This window comes from Synechococcus sp. CS-1326 (assembly GCF_025128115.1).
Classification (GTDB): Bacteria; Cyanobacteriota; Cyanobacteriia; order PCC-6307; family Cyanobiaceae; genus Regnicoccus.
This window is the reverse complement of record NZ_JAHLYV010000033.1, coordinates 74,862-101,403: the sequence shown is the minus strand read 5'-3', so window position 1 is coordinate 101,403 and position 26,542 is coordinate 74,862. Positions and strand designations below refer to the sequence as shown.

The window sequence follows — 26,542 nt, the reverse complement described above, 5'->3', positions numbered from 1 at the left end:
GAGACGGTAGTTTGGGTCTTCGGTTTGGGGGTCCATGGGGCGGATCGTTGGCATCGACCTGGGCACCACCAATTCGGTGGTGGCGGTACTGGAGGCTGGTCGGCCCCAGGTGATCGCCAATGCCGAAGGGGCCCGTACCACGGCTTCTGTGGTGGGGTACACCCGGGATCAGGAGTTGTTGGTGGGTCAGCTGGCCCGCCGGCAGCTGGTGCTGAACCCCCGCAACACATTCGCCAACCTCAAGCGCTTCGTCGGCCGCAGCTGGGAGGAGCTCGAGGAGAGCAGCCTGGTGGTTCCCTACACGGTTCGGGCCAACGACCAGGGCAACGTCCGCGTCGTCTGTCCGGTCACCGAACGGGAGTACGCGCCGGAAGAGCTGCTGGCCAGCATCCTGCGCAAGCTGGTGGATGACGCCTCCACCTACCTGGGTGAACCGGTCGAGGCTGCGGTGATCACGGTGCCTGCCTATTTCAATGATGCCCAGCGTCAGGCCACCCGTGATGCCGGCCGTCTGGCTGGCCTGTCCGTGGAGCGGATCCTCAACGAACCCACGGCAGCGGCTCTCGCCTACGGCTTCGATCGCAGCGCCGTCAAACGTGTGCTGGTCTTCGATCTCGGCGGGGGCACCTTCGATGTTTCGGTGCTGCGCATCGCCAATGGTGTCTTCGATGTGAAAGCCACCAGCGGCGACACCCAGCTGGGTGGCAACGACTGGGATCGCCGCATCGTCGACTGGCTGGCTGATGCCTTCGAGCAGGAGCATGGGCTCGACCTTCGCCGGGATCGGCAGGCTCTCCAGCGGCTCAACGAAGCGGCCGAGAAGGCCAAACAGGAACTCTCCGGCGTCCAGGCCACTCCGATCTCCCTGCCTTTCATCGCCACCGGGCCTGACGGACCGCTTCACATCGAATGCAGCCTCCAGCGTCGCGAGTTCGAGGCCCTCTGCCCCGATCTGCTCGATCGCTTGCTGAGGCCGGTGCAGCGGGCCCTGCGGGACGCTTCCCTGGCTGCCGAGGACATCGACGATGTGGTCCTGGTGGGGGGCGGCACCCGGATGCCGATGGTTCAGGAAATGGTGCGCACCCTGATTCCCAGGGAGCCTTGTCAGTCGGTCAACCCCGATGAGGTGGTGGCCATCGGTGCAGCCGTTCAGGCCGGCATCCTCACCGGCGAACTGCGGGATCTGATGCTCAATGACGTCATCCCGCTCTCTCTTGGTCTGGAGACGATCGGGGGGGTGATGAAGGTGCTGATTCCACGCAACACCCCGATTCCCGTGCGCAGATCCGATGTGTTCAGCACCTCGGAAGCGAATCAGTCGGCCGTCGAGGTGCATGTGCTGCAGGGCGAGCGCCAGATGGGCACTGACAACAAATCGCTGGGCCGGTTCCGCCTCTCCGGCATCCCTCCGGCGCCGCGGGGTGTGCCCCAGGTTCAGGTTTCCTTCGACATCGACGCCAATGGCCTCCTGCAGGTTTCGGCCACCGACCGCACCACTGGCCGCCAGCAGAGCGTTTCGATCCAGGGCGGCTCCAACCTCAGCGAGGAGGAAATCAACCGACTGCTTGAGGAAGCTTCGCGCCAGGCGGTGGACGATCGGCGCAAGCGAGCCGAAGTGGATCGCCGTAACCGGGCCCAGACCCTGGCGGCGCAGGCCGAACGGCGGCTTCGTGATGCGGCCCTGGAGCTGGGACCCTATGGAGCTGAGCGCCAGCAGCGTTCCGTTGAACTCGCCCTGCGGGATGTTCAGGCCCTGCTCGGCGGCGAAGACTCGGTGGAACTGGACCTGGCTGTGAGCCAGCTTCAGGAAGCCCTCTATGGTCTGAACCGCCGGCTGATCAGCGAACGCAAGGCAGAGGCGGGACCCCTGCAGGGGCTGAAGAACACGCTGGGCTCCCTCAAGGATGATCTGTTCTCCGACGACGACTGGGACGACGACTGGGATCGTCCCGGTGGGCGCGGCCGCTCCGGCCGTGATCCCTGGGAACAGCCGGTGATGAGCCGCGGCGGGTACCAACCCCCCCGCTACGACCGCCCCCCTTCCCGTTCCAGCCAGGATCCCTGGGCTGAAGACTGAGAGCCGTGACCCGCAGCGCGCCTCCCCCGGTGGCCACCGATTACTGGACGGTTCTGGGCCTTGCCCCCGGTGCTGATGCCGCCAGCCTGAAGCGGGCCTTCCGTGAGCAGGCCCGGCGTTGGCACCCTGATCTCAACGGCAACGATCCTGTTGCCGAGGAACGCTTCAAGGCGGTCAACGAGGCCTATGCGGTGCTCGGTGATCCGAAGCGGCGGGCCCGCTGGGAAGGCGGTCTCGATCCGATCGGCTCCCGCGGCGAGTCGGCCGACCCGTTCGCCTCCGGATTTCCGGATTTCCAGACCTACCTTGACGCCCTGTTTGGTCGCCGCCAGGCCCGTCGTGATCAGGCTGCCGAGCCCGGTGATGATCCGGATGCCGATCCGGGCTCTGCTGATCGCCCCCTCGATCCCCCGGCCCGGTCTGCCGTTGACCAGGCCGGGAGAGCCGATTCCCCCCGCTGGCCCGAGACGGCGACCGTCACCCACGCCCCTGCGCCCCCGCCACCCGTGCAGGCTGGCGCCGATCTCGAAACCGTTGTGGAGCTCACTCCCGATCAGGCCGTTTCGGGAACCCGGCTTGAGCTGGAGTTGCCGGGTGGCACCGTGGTGGAGTGCTGGAGTCCGCCCCTGGCCGGGGATGGCTGGCGCCTGCGCCTGGCGGGTGTGGCTCCCGGAGGTGGTGATCATTTTCTGCAGTTGCGGGTCCGCACCGCCGAGGGCCTCAGCATCGAGGGCCTGCGGGTGCTCTACAAGCTGGATCTCTCTCCGCCGGAGGCCGCCCTCGGCTGCAAGGTGGTGGTGCCCACCCTCCAGGGTCCTGTCCAGTTGCGGGTGCCGCCGGGATCCTCCAGCGGCAGGCTGTTGCGGCTGCGCGGTCGGGGGCTGGTCCAGTCGGAGCAGCGGGGCGATCAATTGGTGGAGATCCGGATCACGGTGCCCGAGCAGCTCGATGAAGCGGAAGAAGCCCTCTACCGCCGGCTGGCGCAACTCTCGGATCAGGACCTCGTCGATCCGTAGCGGCCCGATCGGTGAGACACTGGCCGCCGCGGTGGTGATCGCTTCGATGGCTGTTCATGTTCTGCTCTTCGATGCCGGCAGCGACAATGAAGGCATCCATTCCCTTGAGCTCAACGGCCACACCGTCGTTCTGCTGTTCGAGCAACAGGACGATGCCGAGCGCTACGCCGGCCTGCTCGAAGCCCAGGATTTTCCTGTTCCCACCGTCGAGGCACTCGCCCGTGAGGAGATTGAGCTGTTCTGCGTGCAGGCCGGCTATGAGGCCCGTTTCGTGCCGGCTGGCTTCCTGCCCCAGTCAGCCGAAGAGCGTCTGTTGATCGCACCGCCCGAGCGCAACATGGATGTGGGCCATTGGCAGAGCGGTGGCGTTCCCGCCGAAGAGGAGCAACCCGCTGAGGGTGAGGCCGAGCGGGATGCCATGGAGGCCTTCCGCCGCCGTCTGGAGGGCTTGCTGTGACCTGCGTCGACCGTGGCCATCTGCTCACAGAGCAGGCCAACCCCGCCAGCGCCAGCCTCGACCAGCTCAGCTCCAGCGAACTGGTGGATCTCTTCTGCCGGGAAGATGAGAAGGCGCTGCTGGCCATGGAGGCGGCGGCACCGGCCCTGGCCGAGGCGGTGGAGGCGATCAGCGCTCGCCTGCGCTCCGGCGGGCGGCTCTTCTACCTCGGTGCCGGCACCTCCGGACGCCTCGGCGTGCTTGATGCTGCCGAGTGTCCTCCCACCTTCTGCACCCCACCGGAGCTTGTTCAAGGCGTGCTCGCCGGTGGCGCACCGGCCCTGTTGCGCAGTTCCGAAGGGCTCGAAGACTTACGCGAAGCCGGCCGCCAGGATCTGATCGAGCGAGGTTTCTCTCCCGGCGACGCCCTGGTGGGCATCGCCGCCGGCGGCACCACCCCCTATGTGCTCGGCGGCCTGGAGCATGCCCGCGCCATCGGTGCCCTGGCGATCGCCATGGCCTGTGTGCCGAGCGAGCAGGCGCCGATGCCCTGCGCCATCGACATCCGGCTGGTCACCGGGGCGGAACTGCTCACCGGCTCCACCCGTCTGAAGGCCGGCACGGCCACCAAAATGGCCCTCAACATCATCTCCACCGGGGTGATGGTGCGGCTGGGCAAGGTGTACGGCAACCGCATGGTGGATGTGGCCGTCACCAACAGCAAGCTGGAAGATCGCGCCCTGCGCATCCTCAAGGACCTGGCCGGGGTGGAGCGGGAGCAGGGTCCGGCGCTGCTGGCCGCCGCCGGCGGCTCGGTCAAGCGGGCCCTGGTGATGGCCGCCGCCGGGCTGAGCGCCGAGCAGGCCGATGAGGCCCTGGGCGCCCACGACGGCCAGGTGAGGCAGGCGCTGGAAGCGGCCGGGGTGAGCTTGCCCCAGGCTCAGCCTGCTCCGTCGGCCCCTGCTCCTTCGTAGGGGCCCCAGTAGGGGCTGGTGAGCAGATCCAGCTTTCGGCGTGTGGCACCCGGCACCTGCTCCTTCGGTGTCATCAGGGCACTGCGCAAGGCGGTGTGGGCAGGGCTGGCCGGTCGCTGGGCGGCCACCCTCTGGGCGGCCAGGGCCACGATCTGCTGGGCCAGCAGGGCATTGGCCTTCAGATTCTCGATCACCAGATCCACTGTCACCGAAGCATGTTCGGCGTGCCAGCAGTCGTAGTCCGTGACCATGGCGAGGGTGGAATAGGCGATTTCCGCTTCCCTCGCCAGCCGGGCCTCGCTGTGGTTGGTCATGCCGATCACCGAGCAGCCCCAGCTGCGGTAGAGGTTGGATTCGGCCCGGGTGGAGAAAGCCGGCCCCTCCATGCAGAGATAGGTGCCGCTGCGGTGCATCTGGCGGCCCACGGGCATCAGGCTGTCAGCCACATCGGCCAGCAGTCGGCTGAGGGTCGGGCAGAACGGATCGGCGATTCCCACATGGGCCACAGCACCCTCGCCGAAGAAGCTCAGGGGTCGTTGGTGGGTGCGGTCGATGAACTGATCCGGCACCAGCATGTCGAGCGGCCGCAGCGGTTCCTGCAGGGAACCGACGGCCGAACAGGACAGGATCCAGCGCACTCCGAGGGAGCGCAGTGCCCAGATGTTGGCCCGGTAAGGCACGTCGGTGGGGGAGTGGGTGTGGTGACGGCCGTGACGAGCCAGGAAGACCACCTCCAGATCGCCGATGCGGCCCAGCCGCAACCGGTCGGAGGGGGGACCGAAAGGCGTTTCGACCGCGATCTCCTCCACCGCTTCGAGGCCGTCCATGGCGTAGAGCCCGCTGCCACCGAGCACCCCGAGGCGGGCCGTGCTCAGATCAGGACCGGCCTTGGCGGGGCTGGCGATGGTATCGCTCATGACGGGGTGCGGCGCCAGGGCGGGCGCTGGAATCGGGGACCGTTCTACCCGAGAGTGGATACAGTCCGCCTTTGACTGAACCCGCCGTGACCCAAGCCCTGATGGAAACCGACGCCGGCACCGTGGAGCTGGAGCTGTTCGATACCGAAGCCCCCGCCACCGTGGCCAACTTTGTGAAACTGGCTGAGGCCGGCTTCTATGACGGGCTTTCCTTTCATCGGGTGATTGACGGCTTCATGGCCCAGGGGGGATGCCCCAACACCCGCGCCGGGGCTGGAGGAGCCCCCGGCACCGGCGGGCCTGGCTACAAGATCCCCTGTGAGATCAACAGCCATAAGCATCAGGCCGGCACCCTGTCGATGGCCCACGCCGGCAAGAACACCGGTGGGAGCCAGTTCTTCCTTTGCCATGACGCCCAACCCCACCTCGATGGGGTCCACACCGTCTTTGGTCAGGCGGCCAATGTGGATGTGGTGCTGGCCATCAGGAAGGGGACCAAGATCAACAAGCTGACGATCCTCCCCTGAGGGTTCCCATCCCTGGAGTCTGGCCCGTGCGTCTTCACTGCCAGCGCAGAAAGGCCCCTGGTTGCAGCGGCAACGAGGGGTGGCTCTGGTGCAACTCAACCAGGGGCCGCAGCTCCGGCTCCAGAGTGGCGCTCGGATGGCCGCTGCGCCGACTGTCGGGGGTGAGCAGCAGGCATACGGCCCGGGTGCCGGGCCATGCGGCCATCCGGGCCAGCAGCTCGCTGAGCTCGGTGGCTGCCAGCTCAGCGCCGGCGACAGGGGAGAGCAGAAAGGCGATTTCCGGCTGATCCAGCAGCGCCAGCAGCCTTGGATGTTCCTCCCGCTGGAGTGCCAGCGGCCGCTGGGAGGCCCATTCCCGCAGGCTTTCCCAGTGGCCTGGATCGCCGCCCTGCTGAAGCTCCTGGCCCTGCCAGGCGAGCACGGCACTCAGACCCGACTCCCGTTGCAGCTCTGCTGATCCAGAGGTGGCCTGAAGCAAGTGGCCCAGCTTGAGCCGCTTGGTGTCGAGGTAGGCGGCATTGTGCAGACCGGCATCCATCTCAAGCGGCACCCGATCCTCCACCTGGAGCCCGTAGCCCCCCAGTCCGGCGATCTTGCGCGGGTTGTTGGTGATCAGCCGCAGGCGCCGGACTCCGAGGTCGCTGAGGATCTGGGCGCCGACGCCGTAATTGCGCAGGTCGGCCGGGAAGCCGAGCCGTTCATTGGCCTCGACGGTGTCAAGGCCGCCATCCTGGAGGCTGTAGGCCTTGAGTTTGTTGATCAGGCCGATGCCGCGGCCCTCCTGGCGCAGGTAGACCACCACCCCTTCCCCAGCCGCTTCGATCATGCGCAGGGCCGCTTCCAGCTGGGGCCGGCAATCGCAGCGGAGCGAGCCGAAGGCATCGCCGGTGAGGCATTCGGAGTGCACCCGCACCAGCACAGCTCCACTGGCCAGTTCGGGCTTGCCTTTGACGATCGCCACATGTTCGCTGCCATCGAGGTCGTTGCGATAGCCGATCGCCCGAAAGCTCCCGAAGGCACTCGGCAGATCCGCCTCGGCCTGGCGCCGCACGAACCGCTCGGTGTCGAGCCGATAGCTGATCAGATCGGCGATGTTCAGCAGGCGCAGGCCATGGCGGCTGGCGTAATCGGCAAGCTGGGGCAGCCGGGCCATCGAGCCATCGGCGTTCTGGATCTCGCAGATCACCCCAGCGGGATAGAGGCCAGCCAGCCGGGAGAGATCCACGGCTGCTTCGGTGTGGCCAGCCCGCTTCAACACACCACCAGAGCGGGCCCGGAGCGGAAAGATGTGGCCGGGTCGGCGCAGATCGGCGGGGCGGCTGTGGGGATGGATGGCCACCTGGATCGTCCGGGCGCGATCATCAGCTGAAATTCCCGTGCTCACACCGTTTTCAGGGCCAGCATCCACACTCACGGTGAAGGCCGTCTGATTGCTGTCGGTGTTGCGATCCACCATCAGCGGCAGTTCAAGCGCATCGAGACGCTCCCCTTCCATCGCCAGGCAGATCAGGCCCCGGGCTTCGGTGGCCATGAAGTTGATCTGTTCGGGGGTCGCGAACTGGGCGGCGCAGATCAGATCTCCTTCGTTCTCCCGGTTCTCGTCGTCTACCACCACAACCATCTCGCCGTTGCGAATCGCTGCGAGTCCGTCGGTGACGCGATCGAATCGAATTGTTTGCTCCAGCCGGTCGCCGCCGGGGCCGCTGGATTCGCCGGAGCGGGAGTTGACGGGAGCTGGACCCAGTTCAGATCGGGCTTTCAGTGGAGTTCGGGCCTGGGGTGGCGCAGCATGAATTAGTTATAGGGCCGGGCGCAGAGGCACCGGTACGATCTCAGCTTCTGTGCTGAGGGTATGTCCAGATCCAGCGCAGCCCAGCGGGTGGCCGTGATCGGCGCCACTGGCTATGGCGGGCTTCAGACCCTCCGCCTGCTCCAGGGGCACCCACACCTGCAGGTCAGCTTTCTCGGCGGCGAGCGCAGCGCTGGGAAGCGCTGGAGCGAGTTGACACCCTTTCTGCCGTTGCAGGGGGATCCGCTGGTGGAGCCCCTCGACCCGGCGGCGATCGCCACAGCAGCCGACCTGGTGGTGCTGAGCCTGCCGAGCGGCCTGGCCTCCACGATCGTGCCCGACCTGCTGGAGCGGGGCCTCAGGGTGGTGGATCTCTCCGCCGACTACCGCTACCGCTCCCTGGCGGACTGGAAGCGGGTGTATTCCACCGAAGCCGTTCTGTACCCGCGCCAGGATGAGCGGCTCTGCCAGGAGGCCGTCTACGGACTTCCGGAGTGGGAAGAAGCCAGGATCCGGCAGGCACGGCTCGTGGCGGCACCCGGGTGCTTCCCCACCGCTGCCCTGCTTCCCCTGCTGCCGTTTCTGAAGCAAGGCTTGATCGAGCCGGCCGGGATCATCATCGACGCCAAGACCGGCTGCTCCGGCGGTGGTCGCGCCGCCAAGGAGCATCTGCTGCTGGCAGAGGCCAGCGAGGCTGTGTCTCCCTACGGCGTGGTCGGTCACCGCCACACCAGCGAGATCGAACAGGCCGCCAGCGCGGTGGCCGGCCATCCGATCGAACTTCAGTTCACCCCCCATCTGATGCCGATGGTGCGTGGTCTGCTGGCCACGGTGTATGCGCGGCTCCGCGATCCCGGCCTCACGGCCGAGGATTGCACCACCCTGCTGCGGGCCGCCTACCGGAACAGGCCCTGCCTGGAGGTGCTGCCTGTCGGCACCTATCCCTCCACCAAATGGGTGCGGCAGACGAACAGGGCCCTGCTCTCGGTTCAGGTGGATCAGCGCACCGGCCAGCTGATCGTGATGAGCGCGATCGACAATCTGATCAAGGGTCAGGCGGGTCAGGGCATTCAATCTCTCAACCTGATGGTCGGCCTGCCGCCTGACACAGGCCTGCCCCTGCTTCCCTTCTATCCCTGAGAGCTGGGAGAGCCCGGAGGTGCAGCCAGCCGCTGGGCAGCCAGCCGCTGGGCAGCCAGCGCCACAGCCAGGGGGAGAATGCGGTGTTCCTGGCGATGGATCCGCTTACCCAGGCTGGTGCGATCGTCACCGGCAAGAACGGGCACGGCCGCCTGAACCAGAATCGGTCCGGCGTCCACGGCCTCGGTCACCAGGTGGGCGGTGCAGCCCGTCAGGGCGACGCCTGCCGCCAGGGCCTGGCCGATCGCGTCGAGGCCGGGAAAGCTCGGCAGCAGGGAAGGATGGATGTTGATCAGCCGGCCGGCGAAGGCATCGATCAGCACCGGGCTGACGATCCGCATCCAGCCGGCCATCACCACCAGATCGACCCGGGCCGCCTCGAAGGCCGCGAGGATTTCCCGGTCGAGGTTGCGGCGCTGCGGGTGCAGGCGGTGATCGATCAGCTGGCAGGGCACGTCCCGTTGTTCAGCGCGGCGCTGGGCGCCGCAACCAGGGTTGTTCACCACCAGCAAGGCCACCGTGGCATTCAAGGGTCCATCGCGGCAGCTGCTCAGCAGGGCTTCGAAGTTGGAGCCATGGCCGGAAGCCAGCACCCCCAGCCGCAGAAAGGGGTGAAGGATCGGCCAAGGCTGTGGCAATGGCCACTGGACGGACGGAAAGCCGTCGCTAGTGTCGGGCGCAGCAGGCAACGGGTTCATGTCGCACCTCTCCATCCTGCCGACGGTTGTCCGGGATCTGGAGTCGCTGGCGGCCACCCTTGGTGATCTTGGCTTCGAACCGGTGATCGGCGGAATGATCAGCGGTTTCGCCGGGGAGGCGATCCCCGTGGACATTCAGGTGGTGGTTTCGGCTGACCAGCGGCTCGGCTGGCAACGGCAGGCTGATGGATCTCTCGCCCTGGTCGGTGATCTGCAGCGGCTGAGCCGATCCGAGCCCTTGCAGGCCCTGATCGGCGGGCTGACCCGCCGCTATGCCCTGCGTCTGGCCCTGCGGGAGGCCATGGAGCAGATCCCGGCCGCCACACTCCACCTTGCCGGCTGAGCCCATTGGCGCTGGTTGAGCTCTCGCTGGATCTGAGATCCACCAGCCAGCACCTCGTTCTGGTCCGGATGCGGTTTCTCCCGCGCCAGCGCAGGGTCGTTCTGCGTCTGCCTGACTGGACGCCGGGCTCCTATCTGCTCCGCTCCTACGTTCGGAACCTGGAAGGACTGCAGGTGTGCCAGGAATGTCCTGGGGGTCAACTCCAGCCGGTTGTCGCCGAGCGGATCGATCCATCGGGCTGGCAGCTCAACCTGGCGGAACTCCATCCTGTTGAGCTTCGCTATGCCTTGCTGGCCACCGAGCTGAGTGTGCGGGCCTGCCATCTCGATGGCGACCACGGCTTTCTGGCCCTGGCGGCCGTGGCACTGCAGGTGGAAGGGGAGCGCTGGACAGCCCACCAGCTCCGCCTGGATCTGCCCACTGGCTGGCAAGCTTTCGTTCCCTTGCCCTTTGTGGCCGGCCAGGGCTGGTCTGCCCCGAACTACGACGCCTTGATCGATGCGCCGGTGGAGGCGGGCCCCCATCATTGCCACGCCTTTTCTGTGGCTGATGTTCCCCATCGCTGGGTCAGCTGGGAGGACGGCTGCGCTGGGGGCACCTGGTTGCTGCATCGCTTCCCATCGCTGCTCGAGGATGTGGCCTCGGTCTGCCAGGCCTGCTGCCGCCTGATGGGTGAAGCGGGACCGGCTGCCCCCGATTATCTGTTCGTGCTTCATCTGCTCGATCAGGGTTATGGCGGGCTGGAGCATGATCGTTGCTCCATTCTTCAGTTCGGCCGCCAGGCCCTTGCCAGGCCTGATGGGTATCGAAAACTGCTGCAACTTGTCGCTCACGAGTATCTGCATCAGTGGAATGTGCGGCGGCTCCGGCCCGCTGAACTTTCGCCGATCGACTACAACAAGGCCGTGATCATCCCCACCCTCTGGTTCGCTGAGGGGGTAACCAGTTACTTCGATCAGTTCCTGCCCCTGAGCGTCGGCATCAGCACCGAAGCGCAGCTCTTCGAGGATCTCGGCGCTGAATTGAGTCGCTATCGGCTCACCCCCGGGCGCCTCAGCGGCCAGACGCTTCGCCAGAGCGGCCAGGAGGCCTGGGTCAAGCTCTACCGCCGCGATGCCGACAGCGACGACTCCCAGATCAGCTACTACCTGAAGGGAGCCGTGGTGGCCCTGGCTCTGGATCTCGTTCTCAGACGCAGTGGCTCCTCTCTGGTGCAGGTGCTGCGGGATCTGTGGCAACGGCTGGGTCGATGCGGCCGCGGCTACAGCGAAGCCACCCTGCTCGATGCCTTCAGCCAGAGGTCCGTCGAGCTTGGCGAGCTGCTGCCGGGTTGGCTCGACAGCTTCGACGAGCCGGATCTCGATGGCTATCTCTCAGACGTCGGGCTGCGGCTCGAGGCGGTGCTCAGCCCCGCACCGTTCACAGGCATGGGCTGCAGGGTGGAACCGCATGGTCTGGCTGTTCAGCGGGTGCAGCGCCACAGCCCGGCCCAGCGGGCTGGTCTGAGCGTGGGCGATGAGTTGCTGGCCATCGATACGCGGCGCCTGCGCCAGCCCGAAGATCTGGCTGCCCTGCTGGTGGCTGAGCGTCCCCAGAGTCTTACGGTGAGTCGGCGTGGCTGCCTCCGCCAGCTCACCCTGCTCAGTGAAGCGCCGACCGTGGACCGTTGGACTCTGGTGCCTGATCCGGCAGCATCGGCTGAAACCCTGGCCCGGCGTTCGGCCTGGCTGGGCTTGATTCCATGTTGAACCTGCTGCGTCAGGTGCGGCGGCGCCTCCAGCCCAGATCTCTTCAGCGCACTGGATCCGTTGCGCTGGGCCTGGCTGCTCTGGTTGGAATCGGCGGCCTGGGTTGGGTGGCGCGGGATGTCACCGCCGGTCAGGGTTCAACCGGACGGCCCTCCTTGCTGCAGCTGCTGGACCAGGTGAGTCCGGCCACGCCGCCGGCTGCTGAACCGCCCCGCCAGGCTTCTCCGTCCCCACCAGTCCGTGCGGCCTGGATCAGTCCCCTGCGTCGGCAGTGCACTGTGACGGACACGCAGCTCAGCCAGTCGCTGCAGCGTCAGCTGGCTGGCCTTTCAGGCAGCATGCGCCGCCTTCGCATCGACCCCACCAACTACGGCGAGCGCTTCAGGGGTGATGCGTTCGGCAATCCGCTCGATCCCACTCCCCGGATCGTCGTGCTGCACGAAACGGTCTATGGGATGGAATCCGCCGTCCAGACATTCCTGACCCCGCATCCAAGGGATCAGGATCAGGTCAGTTACCACATGCTGATCGGTCTGGATGGCGAAGTGGTCGAAGCGCTCGATCCCTCCAGGCGTGCCTTCGGTGCCGGCAATTCGGCCTTCAATGGTCAGTGGGTGGTGACCAATCCGAAGGTGGGGGGCTCGGTGAACAACTTCGCCCTCCACGTCAGCCTGGAAACCCCGATCGATGGCGAGGACAACGACTCAGGCCACAGTGGTTACACCAGGGCCCAGTACGACGCCCTGGCCGTGGTTCTGGCTGACTGGATGCGCCGCTTCAAGATTCCGCCCACCAGCATCACCACCCATCGCCAGGTGGACATCGGTGGCGAACGATCCGATCCCCGCAGTTTTGACTGGCAGGCACTCCAGCTCCGGCTGGCCGCCCTCGGCCTGCTCTGTTGATTGCCTGCTTTGATGCTTTTCCGGCGATGAAAGCTCAGATCACAGGAGAGAGAATGGGCTTGCGGATGGAATAGATCAGGGCATGCAGGGAAGGGTCCTGCATATAACTCAGAATGCGGGCCGGGTAGTCGAGCTTGCCATTGTGGAGATAGGCGAGGGTGGCCAGGGCCTTGGCATCCCGGGGGCTGGAGCTGGCATCCAGGGGTCGTTCGGTGGGCAGCGCCAGCGCCCTGGAGAGGCGAGCGAACTTGCCGACCAGCAGAACCACATTCCGCTCAGGATCCAGCAGTTGCTGACGGGCGGCGGAGAGCTCAGCCTCGCTGGCATCCGGCCGCAACAAGCCCTGGTGAACCAGCTCGCCCACCGACAACTGGGCGGGGCCATGGGTCTTGAACAGGCCTGACTCGACAGCCAGCGGCAGATCTTCTCCCGGTTTGGCGTGCTGGAGCTCATCGAACAGAACGGCAGCCACCAGCATGGGATTGACGCCCTGGAGTCGCGATTCCCGCAGGATGATCGGCTGGAGCTGCTCGAGCCGATTGACGGTACGGGCCCTCAGTGGGGTGAGCTGATCGAGCCCCAGGGTGAGGAGCTGGGCCAGTTCCGGCTGGGGGCCGTGTACCCCGAAACGCCGTTGGAGCTCCTTCAGTTCCTCCGCCGTGAAATCCACCGGGTTGGAGCGCTGTCCTTCGGTGCTGAGTACGGCCGGATCGCTGGTGTCACTGTTGATGGTGGAGCTGAAGCCTGGATCGATCCGAAAATGTCCGTCTCCAGGGAGCAATGGCTGGGTGCCGCTGACCAGGCTGACCAGGCCCAGGGAAACCATCGCGATGAATCCTTTTGACATCCACCATCTGGTAGGGGATGAAAAAGAGAAGACGCGAGGCGTCACGGGGTTTAAGTGTAAGAAAATTTCACTGAATTTAGCCTGGCCCTCCGGGGATGGAAAGGTCGGGGGCCGTTTGTGGTGCTGTCCATCACCACCGTTTTCCGGCAATGATTCCAGGACCAGGTGAGCTGGCTCACCTGGTCGCTTTCATTCGAAGCCCAGCACCGATAGGTTCAGCCGGAATCCCGATGCGAGATCCTGGGCTGATGACGCTTGTCGACTTCAACCCACATCAGCCGGAAACGCTGTGGGAACGCTTCCTGGGCCTGCTCTGGCACGATGATTCCCTGGGAATCTGGCTGGACGTCAGCCGGATGGCCCTGAACTATTCCCATTTCGATGCGCTGGCCCCAGGCTTTGCGCGTGCCTTTGAGGCGATGGCAGCCCTTGAAGCGGGGGCGATCGCCAACCCGGATGAACAGAGGCGCGTCGGTCATTACTGGCTGCGCGCTCCGCAGCTCTGTCCGGATCCAGGGGAAGCCGCCTTGATCGAGGCCGAAATCGGGCGGATCGAGCAGTTCGGTACCCAGGTGCTCAACCAGGAGCTGCTGACACCAGGTGGTCACCCCTTCACGGACGTGCTCTGGATCGGTATTGGCGGCTCCGGGCTCGGACCGTTGCTGATTCTGCGCGCTCTGCAGCAGGAGGGGGTGGGCCTGCCCTTCCACTTCTTCGACAACGTCGATCCGCAGGGTCTCAGCCGAACCCTGGAGTCCCTGGGCCAGCGGTTGCTCACCACCCTGGTGGTTGTGGTCAGCAAATCAGGCGGCACCCCCGAGCCCCGGATCGGCATGGAGCAGGCCCGCTGCCGGCTTGAGGGCCTGGGTGGGAGCTGGTCCGCCCAGGCCGTCGCCATCACGATGGCCGGCAGTCCACTGGATCGCCGCGCCGAAGCCGAGCAGTGGCTGGCCCGTTTCGACATGTTCGACTGGGTGGGAGGGCGCACCAGCATCACCAGTGCCGTCGGTCTGCTGCCGGCTGCCCTGATCGGAGCTGATCTGCGTGCTTTCCTGGCCGGCGCCGCCGCCATGGACGAGGCCACCCGCCACACCGAGCCGAGAGCCAACCCGGCCGCCCTGATGGCGGCAAGCTGGCATGCCGCCGGGGGCGGTCGGGGTCAGCGCGACATGGTGGTTCTCCCCTACCGCGACCGGCTGGAGGTGTTCAGCCGCTACCTCCAGCAGCTGGTGATGGAGTCGCTCGGCAAGCGGCTCGACCGTGACGGCGAGGTGGTGCACCAGGGCATCGCCGTCTATGGCAACAAGGGCTCCACCGACCAGCACGCCTACGTCCAGCAGCTGCGCGATGGAATCGACAACTTCTTCGCCACCTTCATCGAGGTGCTGGCCGATCCCGCCGACATCAGCGCGGTGGATGGCGAATGCCCGGGCGATTTCCTGTCCGGTTTTCTGCAGGGCACACGCGCAGCCCTCAGCGAAGGGGGACGTCAATCGATCAGCCTCACCCTGCGCCGCTTCGACGCCCGCAGCCTGGGTGCCCTGATTGCCTTGTTCGAGCGGTCTGTGGGGCTCTATGCCGAATTGGTGAACATCAACGCCTATGACCAGCCGGGAGTGGAAGCCGGCAAGAAGGCCGCTGCTGTGATTCTCGATCTGCAGGGGCGGATCGAAACCCTGCTTGCCGATGGCGAGGGGCGCAGCCTGGCCGAGCTTCACTCTGAGCTGGGCAGCGAAAGCCCGGAGGCGATCTTCTGGATTCTTCGCCATCTCTGCGGCAATCCAAGGGGCTATGCCGCCGCAGGATCCTGGGCTGAGCCTGCCACCCTGGTGTTCCAGAAACAATGATCCGATCGAGAGCAGCCGTTGCCTGGGCGGCCGGTGAACCTCTGGAGGTCACCACGGTCGATGTGGAGCCACCGCGGGCCGGGGAGGTGCTGCTGCGGGTGGTGGCCAGTGGGGTCTGTCACACCGATGCCTACACCCTCTCCGGCGACGATCCTGAAGGCCTGTTCCCGGTGATTCTTGGCCACGAGGGAGGTGCGGTCGTTGAAGCTCTCGGTGCTGGGGTGACCTCGCTGGCCGTGGGTGACCATGTCATCCCGCTCTACACGCCGGAATGCCGGGCCTGCGCCTATTGCCTTTCCGGCAAAACCAATCTCTGCCAGGCGATCCGGGGGACCCAGGGCAGGGGCTTGATGCCGGATGGCAGCACCCGGTTCTCCAGGAACGGCCAGCCGATTTTCCATTACATGGGAACGTCGACGTTCTCCGAATACACCGTGGTGCCGGAGATCGCGTTGGCCCGCATCAACCCGCAGGCCCCGCTCGAGAAGGTCTGTCTGCTCGGTTGCGGCGTGACCACCGGCATCGGCGCGGTGCTCAATACCGCCAAGGTGGAACCAGGCGCCACGGTGGCGGTGTTCGGCCTGGGCGGCATCGGCCTGGCGGTGATCATCGGGGCGGTGATGGCCAGGGCCAGCCGCATCATCTGCATCGATACCAACCCTGGGAAATTCGCCATCGCCCAGCAGTTGGGTGCCACCGAATGCATCAATCCGCGAGATTGCGATCGCCCGATCCAGGAGGTGATCATTCAGCGCACCGATGGAGGCGTTGATTATTCCTTCGAATGCATCGGCAATGTGGCGGTGATGCGGGCGGCTCTGGAGTGTTGCCACAAAGGCTGGGGTGAATCGACGATCATCGGCGTGGCAGGCGCAGGCCAGGAAATCTCCACCCGGCCGTTTCAGTTGGTCACCGGCCGGGTCTGGCGTGGTTCCGCCTTCGGTGGGGTCCGTGGCCGCACCGAATTGCCTGGATTCGTCGAGCGGTTTCAGAGCGGCGAGATCCCCCTGGATCGCTTCATCACCCACACGATGGGGCTCGGTGAGATCAACCATGCCTTCGATCTGATGCGGGAAGGCAAGAGCATCCGCTCGGTGATCCACTTCGCTGCCTGACGACCATCGTGCTGCATCTGCTCAGTGAAAACCGCTGTTTCGGCGGTGTCCATCGCCGGTATGGTCACCAGTCGAAGCAACTGGACTGCCCCATGGAACTGGCGGTGTTTCTGCCGCCGCAGCTGGCCGAGGCCGCCCCGCTGCCGGCCCTCTACTGGCTCTCCGGACTCACCTGCACAGATCAGAACTTCATGCAGAAGGCGGGAGCCTTCCGCCTGGCCGCCCAGCTGGGCCTGGCCGTGGTGGCCCCCGACACCAGCCCGCGCGGCGCCGGGATTCCCACCGACCCCGATGGGAACTGGGACTTCGGCCTGGGTGCTGGGTTCTATCTCGATGCCACCGAGCTCCCCTGGTCGGCCCATTACCGCATGCACGCCTACGTGGTGGAGGAGCTGCCGACCCTGCTCGAGGCCGAGCTGCCCCTCTCTGAGCGCCGGAGCATCAGCGGCCACTCGATGGGGGGCCATGGCGCCCTGGTCTGTGCCCTGCGCAACCCGGGCCGCTACCTGTCGGTCTCCGCCTTTTCCCCGATTGCCCACCCCGCCACCAGCCCCTGGGGTGAGAAGGCCTTCAGCCGCTTTCTCGGCCCCGACCGCGGCGCCTGGGAGGCGTGGGACGCCTGTTGCCTGATCGCCCGGGCCAGCGAGCATCTGCCGCTGCTGGTGGATCAGGGCACCGCGGACAGCTTTCTGGAGCGTGAACTACGCCCCCTGGACCTGGAGCGTGCCGCCACCGCCGCTGGCTACCCGCTGCGGCTGCGTCTTCAGCAGGGCTACGACCACAGCTACTTCTTCATCGCCAGTTTCATCGAGGATCATCTGCGTCATCACGCCGAGGCACTGTTCGCCGAGGAACTGCTCAGGGAACCAGGTTGACGAGCTTCCCCGGCACCACGATCACCCGTCTGGGCGGCTGGCCGTCCAGCCATTTCCGGGCGATCTCACTGCCGAGCGCCAGTTTCTCCAGGGTGGCTGCATCGGCATCGGCCGGAACATCCAGGTTGCCCCTCACCTTTCCCTTCACCTGAATCACCAGGGGAATGGTGGTTTGCACCAGGGCCGTGGCATCGGCCACCGGCCAGCTCTGGCGATGCACGCTGCCCACCCCACCCAGCCGCTGCCAGAGCTCTTCGGAGATGTGGGGAGCAAAGGGGGATAGCAGTACCAGCAGGTTGCCCAGAGCTTCGAGGGCCACGGCCTCACTGGCCGCCTCCAGCAGGCTGGCCATGGCGTTGCTGAGCTTCATCAGCTCTGCGACTGCGGTATTGAACTGGTAATTGCCGTCGGCCAGATCGTCGCTGATCGCCGCAATCGCGGTATGGACGGCACGGCGCAGGGCGAGGTCGGCAGGAGAGAGCTCAGCGCCGCCTGGGGTTGCCTGTCGTTCGGGGCTGGCTGCCTGGGGCTTCAGGCTCAGCCCCCGTTCAAGCGCGGCTTCCAGCATTCGCCAGATCCGCTGAAGGAAGCGGAACTGGCCTTCCACATCGGCGTCATCCCACTCAAGATCCTTCTCCGGTGGAGCCTTGAACAGGATGAACATCCGGGCGGTGTCGGCGCCGTAGCGCTCGATCACTCCGCCGGGCTCCACGCCGTTGTGCTTCGACTTCGACATCTTTTCGAAGAACACGTCCAGTCGCTCGCCGTTGATCGGATCGCGCGGATCGGCGGGATCCTTCACATCGGCTGGGGCGATGTACTTGCCGGAATGGGGATTCTTGTAGGTGATTCCCTGCACCATGCCCTGGGTGAGCAGGCGTCTGAACGGTTCGTCGAAGCTGAGCAATTCACGATCGCGCAGCACCTTGGTGAAGAACCGGGAATAGAGCAGATGGAGGATGGCGTGCTCAATGCCGCCCACGTACTGGTCGACCGGCAACCAGCGATCGGCCGACTCCCGGGTGAACGGCAGGGTGGAGTTGTGGGGATCAGCGAAGCGCAGGTAATACCAGGATGAACAGATGAAGGTGTCCATCGTGTCTGTTTCCCGCCGCGCCGGCTTGCCGCAACAGGGGCAGGCCACGTTCACCCAGTCGTCCAGCTGGGCGAGGGGTGAGGCCCCCTTGCCGCTGAAGGCCAGGTTGCGGGGCAGCTCCACGGGCAACTGCTCGGCCGGCACAGGCACGACACCGCAACGCTCACAATGAATCACCGGAATCGGGCAGCCCCAGTAGCGCTGTCTGGAGATCAGCCAGTCGCGCAGGCGAAACTGCACCCGGCTCTCCCCCCAGCCTTCGCGCTCGGCCAGATCCACGATCGCCTGCCTGGCTTGCCTGGAGGCCAGGCCATCGAAGGGGCCGGAATGGATCAGCACCCCTGGCTCGGTCCAGGCGCCTCCGGCGTAGGCCTGCTCATCAGCTCCTTCCGGCACGATCACCTGTCGCACCGGCAACTCGTACTGACGCGCAAAGACGAAATCCCGGTGGTCGTGGGCGGGAACGCCCATCACGGCGCCGGTGCCGTAGTCGGAGAGCACGTAATCGGCGATCCAGAGCGGAATCGACTCACCGGTGAACGGGTTGCGGGCGAAGCTGCCAAGGGCCACGCCACGTTTCGGCCGGTCTTCGGCGATCCGTTCCTGCTCGCTCTGGCGGCTCACCACGGTGGCGAAAGCCTCGACGTGCTCCTGGCGATCGGGTGCTGTGAGCGAAGCGACCAGGGGATGGTCCGGTGCCATCACCAGATAGGTCACGCCGTAGACGGTGTCCGGGCGCGTGGTGAACACCGCGATCGTGGCAGCTGTGGCCTGGCCGCTTGCATCGAGCACCGGAAAGAACAGTTCGGCCCCCACCGATCTGCCGATCCAGTTGGCCTGCATGGTGCGCACCCGTTCCGGCCAGCCCTCCAGTTGCGCCAGGTCATCGAGCAGGGCATCGGCGTAATCGGTGATGCGCAGGAACCACTGGCGCAGCTTCCGCTTCTCGACGATCGCGCCGGAACGCCAGGAGCGTCCATCGGCGTCGACCTGCTCGTTGGCCAGCACGGTCTGGTCGAGCGGATCCCAGTTGACGGTCGCTTTCTTCTGGTACGCCAGGCCGGCTTCGAGGAACTGGAGAAAGAGCCACTGGCTCCAGCGGTAATAGTCGGTATGGCAGGTGGCCAGCTCCCGATTCCAATCGATCGACAGACCGAGGCGTTGCAGTTGCCCGCGCATCTGCTCGATGTTGCGGTCGGTCCAGTCCCCCGGGTCGATGCCCCGCTCAATCGCGGCATTCTCCGCCGGCAGGCCGAAGGCATCCCAGCCCATCGGCTGCAGCACCTGCCGGCCGCGCAGGCGCTGCAGCCGGGCGATCACATCGGTGATCACGTAGTTGCGCACATGACCCATGTGCAGGTTTCCCGATGGGTAGGGAAACATCGAGAGGGCATAGAACGTTTCCTGCCCGGGTTGCGGCTCCGGGGTGGCATCGAGGCGATCGGCCAGCCAGCGGGATTGCCAGCGGGCTTCGATCTCGGCGGGGTCGTAACGCACGGGCATGGGTTGAGCCTCGGCCGCCTCAATCAGCGATTTGATCTGGCGTTCGATCGTGTCACATCCGGCCTTCAGGCCAGGGAGCGGATCACGGCGATCGCCTTGCGGCCCAGCAGGATCACCGGCGTGTTCGGCTCAGGCTGAAGGGCGAGGAATTCAGGGTCCTGCCAGTGGAGGGAGCCCCCCAGGCGGGTGCCATCGATCAGCTGGATGTGCAGGGGCGTGGCTTCACGAATCCAGCTCTGAAGCTGCCGCACTCCGGGAAGACTGGGATCGATGCTGGAGCTCTCCATAGGATCAGCGTATGTGGATGCGGCGAACACGATGCTGGCCTTCAGCAAGTACCAGGGTCTTGGCAACGATTTTCTGTTGCTCGATGGCCGTGATGGAACCGCCGTCGATGACGCCTGCGGACTGAATCCCGGCATGGTGCGTCGGCTCTGTGACCGGCGCTTCGGTATCGGCGCCGATGGCGTGATTCTTGCCCTGCCGCCGGAAGCCGGGGGGGAGTTGCGCATGCGGATCTTCAACGCCGATGGCAGTGAGGCGGAAATGTGTGGCAACGGCATCCGCTGTCTGGCCCGCTTCCTGGCCGACAGCGACGGCGATGGCGACGGCCGTCGCTGGCAGGTGGAAACCCTGGCGGGTCGGATCGTTCCCCAGTTGCTCCAGGCTGGAGAGGTTCAGGTGGACATGGGGGAGCCCCTGCTTGAACCGGGCGCGGTGCCCACCACCCTGGACCCCGGTCCCGCCGGCCTGCCCCAGGGAGAACTCGAAGCGGATGGGGTCCGTTTCGCCGTGGCGGCGGTGGGCATGGGCAACCCCCATCTGGTCATTCCGGTGGCCTCGATCGAGGACGTGGAACTGGAACGGTTCGGCCCACTGCTGGAAGTGGATCCCGCCTTCCCGGCGCGCACCAACGTCCATTTTGTTGAAGTGCTGGCCCCGGATCATCTGCTGATGAAGGTCTGGGAGCGGGGGGCAGGTCCCACCCTGGCCTGCGGCACCGGCGCCTGTGCGGTGCTGGTGGCCTGCCACCGCCTCGGTCTGTGCGGGCCGGATGCCCGCATCGATCTGCCCGGAGGAAGCCTGCGGATCCACTGGGATCCACTCAGTTCCCACGTGTTCATGGACGGTCCAGCCGAACCGGTTTTCGACGGTGTGCTGGCTCCCCGGCTGCTTGATTCGACACCTGCAACAGCTTCGAAGGCAACGTCCACAGCGGAGAGCCAGCCCCCGGCGCCGTCACCGCCAGCACTTGATTGCTCGGTTGTCTGCGTCCAGGGCTGCATTCGCCCGGAGGATTGTCCCAGTGCCGAGGCCCGGGCCCGGGTGACAGCCCTGCTCAGCAGCCGCTCTCTCGATGATCTGGTCGCCCTGGCGATGGGATCGATCGAGAACCGCAGCCGGGCCCGACAGGAGCGTGATGACCCTTCCGGGGCCTGAAGGCTCGATCTATCTCGACGCCTGCGCCAGCTCGCCGCCGGCCGCGTCGGTGCTGGAGGTGATGGCGGCGGCCCAGGCCACCGCCTGGGCGAACCCGTCCAGCCTGCATGGCTACGGCCTGGCGGCGGCCGATCTCCTCGAGCGCAGCCGGCAGGCGATCGCCTCCAGCCTCTCGGCCCACGACGATCAGGTGGTGTTCTGCTCCGGTGGCACCGAAGCGGCCCATCTCGCCCTCGCCGGTGCGGCAGCCGGGCTGGCTCCAGGGCGGCTGGTGATTTCAGCGGTCGAGCATCCGGCTGTCGACGCCGCTGCCCACAGCCTGGTTCGGCAGGGATGGACGGTGGTCCCCTGTCCTGTTGATGTCGTCGGCAGGGTGAAAATCGAAGCTCTCGAAGCCCTGCTGAAGCCCCCCACCCGCCTGGTATCGGTGATCTGGGGCCAGAGCGAAGTGGGCACCCTGCAGCCGATCGAGCGGATCGGCTCGCTGTGCAGGCAGGCCGGAGTGATTTTCCACACCGATGCGGTTCAGGTGGTTGGGCATCAGCTGATCGATTTTTCGGCCCTGCCCGTGGATCTGCTCAGTTTCACGGCCCACAAGCTGCAGGGCCCCCGCGGTATCGGCGTTCTGCTTGCCAGGCGCGACCTGTCCCTCCAGCCCCTGCTGCAGGGGGGTGGTCAGGAGGGCGGTCTGCGGGCAGGCACGGAATCGGTGGTGCTGGCGGCGGGCTTGGCGGAAGCCCTGGCGCTCTGCCAGCGGCGGCTGCTCGAGAACGGCGGCCTCGATCCCCTCCAGATTCAGCGGGAGCAGCTGGGCCGTGCCCTGCAGCGGATCCCCGGAGTTGCGATCAGCGGCTGTCCCCGTCACCGGTTGCCCCACCACCTCAGCCTGCTGGTGGATGACGGCGCCGGTCAGCCGCTGCCCGGCCGGCGCCTTGTTCAGGCTCTCTGGCGCCAGGGATTTGCGGTCAGCAGTGGCACGGCCTGTCATCAGGGTCAGGCCGGCGCCAGTCCGGTGCTGGCCGCGATGGGCCTGGCGCCGGCGGCGGCGGCTTCCGGCCTGCGGATCAGCCTCGGCCCCTGGCTCCGTGGTTCGGATCTGGCTGGGGTTCCCCAGGCTCTTGCCGCTGCCCAGGCGGAGGTGGCGGCTGAGCGGCGCTCCGACCGGAGCACGGATTGACTGGTGGGTGCACCCGGTAGGGTCTGCTTTCTGGCTTCACCACTGGCGTGCTCCCTTCCGATCTGCGCAGTGCCGAAGCCCAGGCCGTGGCATCCCTTCAGGCGGCGCTGGGCGCCAGGCCCACCGGTCGCTGGACCGCGGAGTTCCGTTTCGAGGGCCTCAAGATCCTGCCCCTGGCCTTGCGCCTGGCCACATCGCTGAAGGAGAAGGGGCTGGAGCCACGGCTGCTTTTCCCGGATGCGGGGGCCACCGCCCTGGCCAAGCGGGATGCCCCAGACCTGGCCCCAGGCATCGCCAGCCTGGGCGATCAGCTGCGCCTTCAGGCCGAGCCTGGTGGAAGCTCAGCCGCGCTGCCGTTGCTCCTGGTGGCGCCGGGGCTGAGTGATTACGAACAGGTGGAACGCATCCACAAGGCCCATGCCGGGCCGATGCTGATGCTGAACGGCAATCTCGAGGATGCCGCAGTGGGGATCGGCAGCGTGGCCCGGCAGCGGCGGAAGGGCTTTCTGGCCACCTGGAGTTGCGCCTACGCCCTGATTCCCCTGGCTGAGGCGGCCCTGTTGCGATGCTTTCCGGAGCCCTGGACCCTCTACCGCCGTGATGCCGATGGCTACCGGCCCGTGGCCAGCTTCGAGCAGAAACCGGATGCCGAGCAACAGGCCCTGGCCCTGAACCCTGATCAGGCTCCTTCCGTGGCTGATGGCCTGCAGGCGCTTGATCGCTTCCTCGACAGCCTCAGCAACTGAGGGCAGATCCGCAGACTCCCGTTGCTTCCGTGTTCGCTGGCAAGGGGTGGTGGAGCCTGGATTCGCTCCTTAAGCTTGGGTGTCTGGAGAAATCTGATGGCCCCTGAGCCCACCCCGTCCCAACGGAGCTGGAGCCTGATCGATCTCGGCGCAGCCGTCGCCGTCGTGCTTGCCTTTGGCGGTGTGATCTGGAGCCCGAAGCTGAGCGGGGCGATCGCCCAGGCCACCGGGGCGATGCAACCGGTTCTGGTCACGGTCGATGTGCGCGGCGCCTCCGTTGCCGATCCGGCCGCCCTGATCGCGGCAGCCCGCGCTGAAGGCAAGGTGAGCATCGTGATCCGCAATGAGCCGCACGGCACGGTCAAGATCAGCGAGCTCCTGCCCCTGCAACGCCGCCTGGTGGCGGTTCAACCCAACGGCAGTGTTGTCACCGCCGTCGATCCGAACCAGGCGGTCTTCGGCACTCTGGACGCCCGTTTTGTCCTTGAGGGACAGGGACGCAAGACCGGCGGCGGCGTTGTGTTCGGCAATCAGAACCTCAAGATCGGTGCGCCGGTGGAACTGGAAGGCGCCCAATACCGCTTCGGCGGCACCGTCACTGCCCTGCGTCTGGAGAAGTCCTGAGATGACCTGCTTCACCGACCGCAGCATCAGCCTCGCCCTGGGCCTCTCGCTGGGCCTGCTGCCCACCGGATCCTTGCTGGCGATGCCTGTCGCCAGCCTGCCCACTGCACCGCCGCGGATCGGCCTGCCCCAGCTGCAGGGACAGGTCAGCTGTCCCGCCCTGCAATCCAGGGTGGCGCGAATCCTCGGCGGTGCTGCCGGGGTATGGAGCGTCTCGATCGCCGATGGCGACGGCCGCCTGCTGGCCGACGTCAACGGCCTGCGGCCGCGGGTGCCTGCTTCGAACCAGAAGCTGATCAGCACCGCTTTCGCCCTCGATCGGCTTGGCCCCGATTACCGCCTCAGGACGAAGCTCTGGCGCCTGCCGGATGGCACCCTGCGGCTCACCGGCGAAGGGGATCCTGATCTGGCCCTGCCCCAGCTGCAGCGTTTCGCCAAGCTGGCCCTTGGATCAGGGGGTGGTCCAGGTCAACCGTCCAGCCTGGTCAGGCTTGAGCTGGCTGAAGAACCCGCCCAGGCCTGGTGGCCATCGGGTTGGCACCCGGGGGATCGCTCCGAAGCCTATGGGGCTCCGATCACCCGATTGGCCGTCACCAGCAATGCGATCGAGATGGCGGTGGCCAATCCACCTGGTCGCTTGCAGCGGCTGCTTGGACGGGAACTCAGCCGCCAGGGAGGCGATCCCAGCAAGCTCGTGGTTGTCTCGGCCCAGTCGCCCCTGCCCCAGGGAGCCCTCCTGCTCCATGAGGAGCCTTCGGCGCCGATGCACAATCTGCTCAGCCTGGCTAACTCGGAGAGCCACAACTTCACCGCCGAGGTCCTGTTGCGTCAGGCGGCTGGCAGCTGGAATCTCTCCACAAGCCGCGGAGCCGGCCTCCAGTGGCTGAGCCAGCAGGGTCTGCCGATGCAGGGTGTTGTGCTGATGGATGGCAGCGGCCTCGACCGCTCCAATCGACTCACCAGCCGCTTCCTGGCGGCACTGCTGCTGCGCATGGCAGCCCATCCCTATGCCACCAACTACCTGGCTTCGATGTCGGTGGCGGGCAAGCGTGGAACCTTGCGCAACCTCTACAAGGGCACCAGCCTCGATGGCCGTCTCCATGCCAAGACCGGCACTCTCACCGGCGTGCGCAGCATCAGTGGAATTCTGGAAACCAGCGATGGTCCCCGTTACGTGAGCCTGATCTCGAACGGGGCAGGTTCGCCGAACACCACGATCGGAGAGGTGCTGCGTCAGGTGCAGATCGTCAGCCTCTGCCAGCCACCTGCTTGAGTCGGGACGCCGCCCGGCGGGCCCGGCTCATCGGCGCTTCGCCGCGCCCGCTGCCAGCGCTGTCGGTTCCAGGTGCATCGCTGATCTGAAGCCGGCCCAGTTCCCGGCGACCGGCCAGCACCACTTTGCTCAGTTCGCCAAGGCGGCTTTCCAGTTCCCCGAGCACCTGCTCGGCGTAGTGGTTGGCTCCGTCCTGAACGGCCCCGGATTCCTGGCGGCTACGGCTGATCAGGGCCTCGCATTGCTGCTGGGTCTGCTGACGGAACTGCAGGGCATCGTTGTGAAGCCGCTCCGCTTCGGCCTGGCTCTCCCTCTGGATTCGCAGACCCTCCTGGCGAATCTGCTCCAGCTCCTGGAGACTCTGCTGGCGGCCGCGTTCATGCTGCTCACCGAGCTGCCGCTTCAGCTCCGCGGACTCCTGGTCGAGTTGCTGCCGGCGCTGCATGGCCTCCTGCTCCAGCTGTTGGCGCCTGGCACTGAATTGCTGCTCCATCTGGGCCAGCCGTGACTGGTGTTCCTGCTCCGCCTGAGCCACCTGCTGCCGGGCGGTGAGCATCATCTGCTCACACTGCTGCCGGGCCTGCTCGCGCAGCTCGCCCACCTGGCGCTCCGCTTCCTGGCGGATCGACACGGAGTTGATCAGCTGTTCCCGCTCTCGCCTGGCCTGGGCAAGAATCTCCTCGGCCTGCTGCTGGGTCTTGGCGATGAAACTCTCCCTCTGGGCGAGCAGGTCTCTGGCCTGCTCCAGCTCACCGGGAAGGGCCTCCCGCACCGCATCGAGCACTTCGATGGCATCCTGCTCATTGACCAGTCGGCCCCCGCTGAACGGAATACGGCTGCCCTCCAGCACGATCTCCTCCAGTTGATCGAGTTGGTCGAGCACGCTGATCCGGGCTTCAGCCATGGGGGTGGAGCGGTGATTTCCGATTAAAGAGCCTGGCGAGATCATCCGCCACTCCGATCGGCACCATGTGACGAACGTCGCCGCCGAACCGCGCCACCTCCTTCACCACGCTGCTGCTCAGAAAGCTGTGGTGGGCGGCGGTGGCAAGGAAGAGCGTTTCCACCTCGGCCGCCAGGGTGCGATTGGTGTGGGCGATCTGCAGCTCGAACTCGAAGTCGGTCATCGCCCGCAGGCCGCGCAGGATCACGGCGGCACCGCTGCGACGGGCGAACTCCACGGTGAGCCCATCGAAACTGCCCACCTCGACAGCCTTGAGGTGAGCCGTGGCGGCCTGGATCTGCTCCAGCCGTTGCGCCAGTGGAAAGCTGGGCTGTTTACCCGGGTTCTGCAGCACCGCCACCATCAGGCCATCGAAGAGGCGGCTGGCGCGTTCGATCAGGTCGAGGTGTCCCAGGGTCAGGGGGTCGAAGCTGCCGGGATAGAGGGCCTTCATGGGCAGGGCAGGGCGGAGCGCTTGGGTGAGGT

General features: G+C 66.3%; 25 protein-coding genes. 17 read left to right on the top strand and 8 right to left on the bottom strand.

What is annotated here, in order from left to right:
• The first annotated feature begins 34 nt into the window (after positions 1–34).
• From dnaK to murQ, 4 genes are read left to right on the top strand one after another with little or no spacing between them, the layout of a single operon-like run.
• Entirely contained in the window at positions 35–2,077 is a 2,043-nt protein-coding gene (gene dnaK, locus KQ307_RS13395; protein ID WP_259728251.1) for a molecular chaperone DnaK, read from the top strand.
• Positions 2,078–2,082: 5 nt separating this feature from the next.
• Complete coding sequence (locus KQ307_RS13390; RefSeq protein WP_259728250.1) at positions 2,083–3,093, top strand: DnaJ C-terminal domain-containing protein; 1,011 nt, start codon at positions 2,083–2,085, stop codon at positions 3,091–3,093.
• A 46-nt stretch (positions 3,094–3,139) separates the two neighbouring features.
• Positions 3,140–3,550, top strand: coding sequence for a DUF3110 domain-containing protein (locus KQ307_RS13385; RefSeq protein ID WP_259703228.1), 411 nt, complete (start codon positions 3,140–3,142; stop codon positions 3,548–3,550).
• Positions 3,547–4,503 carry an N-acetylmuramic acid 6-phosphate etherase gene (murQ, locus tag KQ307_RS13380; RefSeq protein ID WP_259728249.1) on the top strand — a complete coding sequence of 319 codons (957 nt, stop codon included), beginning with the start codon at positions 3,547–3,549 and terminating at the stop codon, positions 4,501–4,503. Before KQ307_RS13385 ends, murQ begins: the two co-directional genes overlap by 4 nt.
• Here the strand turns inward: murQ and mtnP are convergent.
• Positions 4,470–5,420: an S-methyl-5'-thioadenosine phosphorylase gene (gene mtnP / locus KQ307_RS13375; protein WP_259703230.1), complete on the bottom strand. Its 951-nt coding sequence runs from the start codon at positions 5,418–5,420 to the stop codon at positions 4,470–4,472. The genes murQ and mtnP overlap by 34 nt on opposite strands.
• Before the next feature lie 86 nt (positions 5,421–5,506).
• Between mtnP and KQ307_RS13370 the strand changes: the two genes are divergently transcribed.
• Positions 5,507–5,947, top strand: coding sequence for a peptidylprolyl isomerase (locus tag KQ307_RS13370; RefSeq protein ID WP_259703231.1), 441 nt, complete (start codon positions 5,507–5,509; stop codon positions 5,945–5,947).
• Positions 5,948–5,981: 34 nt separating this feature from the next.
• Here KQ307_RS13370 and ribBA read toward each other — a convergent pair whose 3' ends face one another.
• Positions 5,982–7,568, bottom strand: coding sequence for a bifunctional 3,4-dihydroxy-2-butanone-4-phosphate synthase/GTP cyclohydrolase II (gene ribBA / locus KQ307_RS13365; protein WP_399241921.1), 1,587 nt, complete (start codon positions 7,566–7,568; stop codon positions 5,982–5,984).
• Positions 7,569–7,799: 231 nt separating this feature from the next.
• Between ribBA and argC the strand changes: the two genes are divergently transcribed.
• Positions 7,800–8,876, top strand: coding sequence for an N-acetyl-gamma-glutamyl-phosphate reductase (argC, locus tag KQ307_RS13360; RefSeq protein WP_259728248.1), 1,077 nt, complete (start codon positions 7,800–7,802; stop codon positions 8,874–8,876).
• Here the strand turns inward: argC and purN are convergent.
• Positions 8,867–9,574, bottom strand: coding sequence for a phosphoribosylglycinamide formyltransferase (purN, locus tag KQ307_RS13355; RefSeq protein WP_259728247.1), 708 nt, complete (start codon positions 9,572–9,574; stop codon positions 8,867–8,869). The two genes, argC and purN, sit on opposite strands and share 10 nt — an antisense overlap.
• Between purN and KQ307_RS13350 the strand changes: the two genes are divergently transcribed.
• The 3 genes from KQ307_RS13350 to KQ307_RS13340 are packed head-to-tail and all read left to right on the top strand — an operon-like array spanning position 9,573 to position 12,570.
• The gene (locus tag KQ307_RS13350; RefSeq protein ID WP_259728246.1) at positions 9,573–9,917 is read left to right on the top strand and encodes a DUF1257 domain-containing protein; all 345 of its coding nucleotides are present in this window, start codon (positions 9,573–9,575) and stop codon (positions 9,915–9,917) included. The two genes, purN and KQ307_RS13350, sit on opposite strands and share 2 nt — an antisense overlap.
• Positions 9,918–9,922: 5 nt before the next feature.
• Positions 9,923–11,665, top strand: coding sequence for a M61 family metallopeptidase (locus KQ307_RS13345; protein ID WP_259728245.1), 1,743 nt, complete (start codon positions 9,923–9,925; stop codon positions 11,663–11,665).
• Positions 11,659–12,570, top strand: coding sequence for an N-acetylmuramoyl-L-alanine amidase (locus KQ307_RS13340; RefSeq protein WP_259728244.1), 912 nt, complete (start codon positions 11,659–11,661; stop codon positions 12,568–12,570). Before KQ307_RS13345 ends, KQ307_RS13340 begins: the two co-directional genes overlap by 7 nt.
• A 34-nt stretch (positions 12,571–12,604) precedes the next feature.
• Here KQ307_RS13340 and KQ307_RS13335 read toward each other — a convergent pair whose 3' ends face one another.
• A complete protein-coding gene (locus KQ307_RS13335; RefSeq protein WP_259728243.1) occupies positions 12,605–13,417 on the bottom strand; it encodes a helicase DnaB in 813 nt (270 codons plus the stop codon).
• Between the two features lie 248 nt (positions 13,418–13,665).
• On the opposite strand from KQ307_RS13335, the gene KQ307_RS13330 reads away from it, so the two are divergent.
• Genes KQ307_RS13330 through fghA form a run of 3 tightly spaced genes read left to right on the top strand, consistent with a single transcriptional unit; the run spans position 13,666 to position 17,254 of the window.
• Positions 13,666–15,264 (top strand): glucose-6-phosphate isomerase, encoded by a 1,599-nt coding sequence (locus KQ307_RS13330; RefSeq protein WP_259728242.1) that lies wholly within the window; start codon positions 13,666–13,668, stop codon positions 15,262–15,264.
• Positions 15,261–16,379, top strand: coding sequence for an S-(hydroxymethyl)glutathione dehydrogenase/class III alcohol dehydrogenase (locus KQ307_RS13325; protein ID WP_399235308.1), 1,119 nt, complete (start codon positions 15,261–15,263; stop codon positions 16,377–16,379). The genes KQ307_RS13330 and KQ307_RS13325 overlap by 4 nt, the downstream gene beginning before the upstream one ends.
• Positions 16,380–16,390: 11 nt before the next feature.
• Positions 16,391–17,254 carry an S-formylglutathione hydrolase gene (gene fghA / locus KQ307_RS13320; RefSeq protein WP_259728312.1) on the top strand — a complete coding sequence of 288 codons (864 nt, stop codon included), beginning with the start codon at positions 16,391–16,393 and terminating at the stop codon, positions 17,252–17,254.
• Here fghA and leuS read toward each other — a convergent pair.
• Both leuS and KQ307_RS13310 read right to left on the bottom strand, forming a co-directional pair.
• Positions 17,238–19,853, bottom strand: a complete 2,616-nt coding sequence (gene leuS / locus KQ307_RS13315; RefSeq protein ID WP_259728241.1) for a leucine--tRNA ligase — start codon at positions 19,851–19,853, stop codon at positions 17,238–17,240. The genes fghA and leuS overlap by 17 nt on opposite strands.
• Before the next feature lie 65 nt (positions 19,854–19,918).
• Complete coding sequence (locus KQ307_RS13310; RefSeq protein WP_259703240.1) at positions 19,919–20,140, bottom strand: Hfq-related RNA-binding protein; 222 nt, start codon at positions 20,138–20,140, stop codon at positions 19,919–19,921.
• A 31-nt stretch (positions 20,141–20,171) separates the two neighbouring features.
• Here KQ307_RS13310 and dapF point away from each other — a divergent pair, with 31 nt between their 5' ends.
• The 5 genes from dapF to dacB all read left to right on the top strand — a co-directional run bounded on the left by dapF (position 20,172) and on the right by dacB (position 25,113).
• Complete coding sequence (gene dapF / locus KQ307_RS13305; RefSeq protein WP_259728240.1) at positions 20,172–21,293, top strand: diaminopimelate epimerase; 1,122 nt, start codon at positions 20,172–20,174, stop codon at positions 21,291–21,293.
• Positions 21,274–22,470, top strand: coding sequence for a cysteine desulfurase family protein (locus KQ307_RS13300; RefSeq protein ID WP_259728239.1), 1,197 nt, complete (start codon positions 21,274–21,276; stop codon positions 22,468–22,470). The genes dapF and KQ307_RS13300 overlap by 20 nt, the downstream gene beginning before the upstream one ends.
• A 47-nt stretch (positions 22,471–22,517) precedes the next feature.
• Positions 22,518–23,216 carry a DUF1995 family protein gene (locus KQ307_RS13295; protein WP_259728238.1) on the top strand — a complete coding sequence of 233 codons (699 nt, stop codon included), beginning with the start codon at positions 22,518–22,520 and terminating at the stop codon, positions 23,214–23,216.
• A 96-nt stretch (positions 23,217–23,312) separates the two neighbouring features.
• Positions 23,313–23,840: a DUF4330 domain-containing protein gene (locus KQ307_RS13290; RefSeq protein WP_259728237.1), complete on the top strand. Its 528-nt coding sequence runs from the start codon at positions 23,313–23,315 to the stop codon at positions 23,838–23,840.
• Between the two features lies 1 nt (position 23,841).
• Positions 23,842–25,113 (top strand): D-alanyl-D-alanine carboxypeptidase/D-alanyl-D-alanine-endopeptidase, encoded by a 1,272-nt coding sequence (gene dacB, locus KQ307_RS13285; protein ID WP_259728236.1) that lies wholly within the window; start codon positions 23,842–23,844, stop codon positions 25,111–25,113.
• Here dacB and KQ307_RS13280 read toward each other — a convergent pair.
• On the bottom strand, positions 25,088–26,017 hold the full coding sequence (locus tag KQ307_RS13280; protein ID WP_259728235.1) for a hypothetical protein: 930 nt from the start codon (positions 26,015–26,017) through the stop codon (positions 25,088–25,090). The two genes, dacB and KQ307_RS13280, sit on opposite strands and share 26 nt — an antisense overlap.
• Entirely contained in the window at positions 26,010–26,510 is a 501-nt protein-coding gene (gene coaD / locus KQ307_RS13275) for a pantetheine-phosphate adenylyltransferase (protein ID WP_259728234.1), read from the bottom strand. The genes KQ307_RS13280 and coaD overlap by 8 nt, the downstream gene beginning before the upstream one ends.
• Positions 26,511–26,542: the final 32 nt, after the last annotated feature.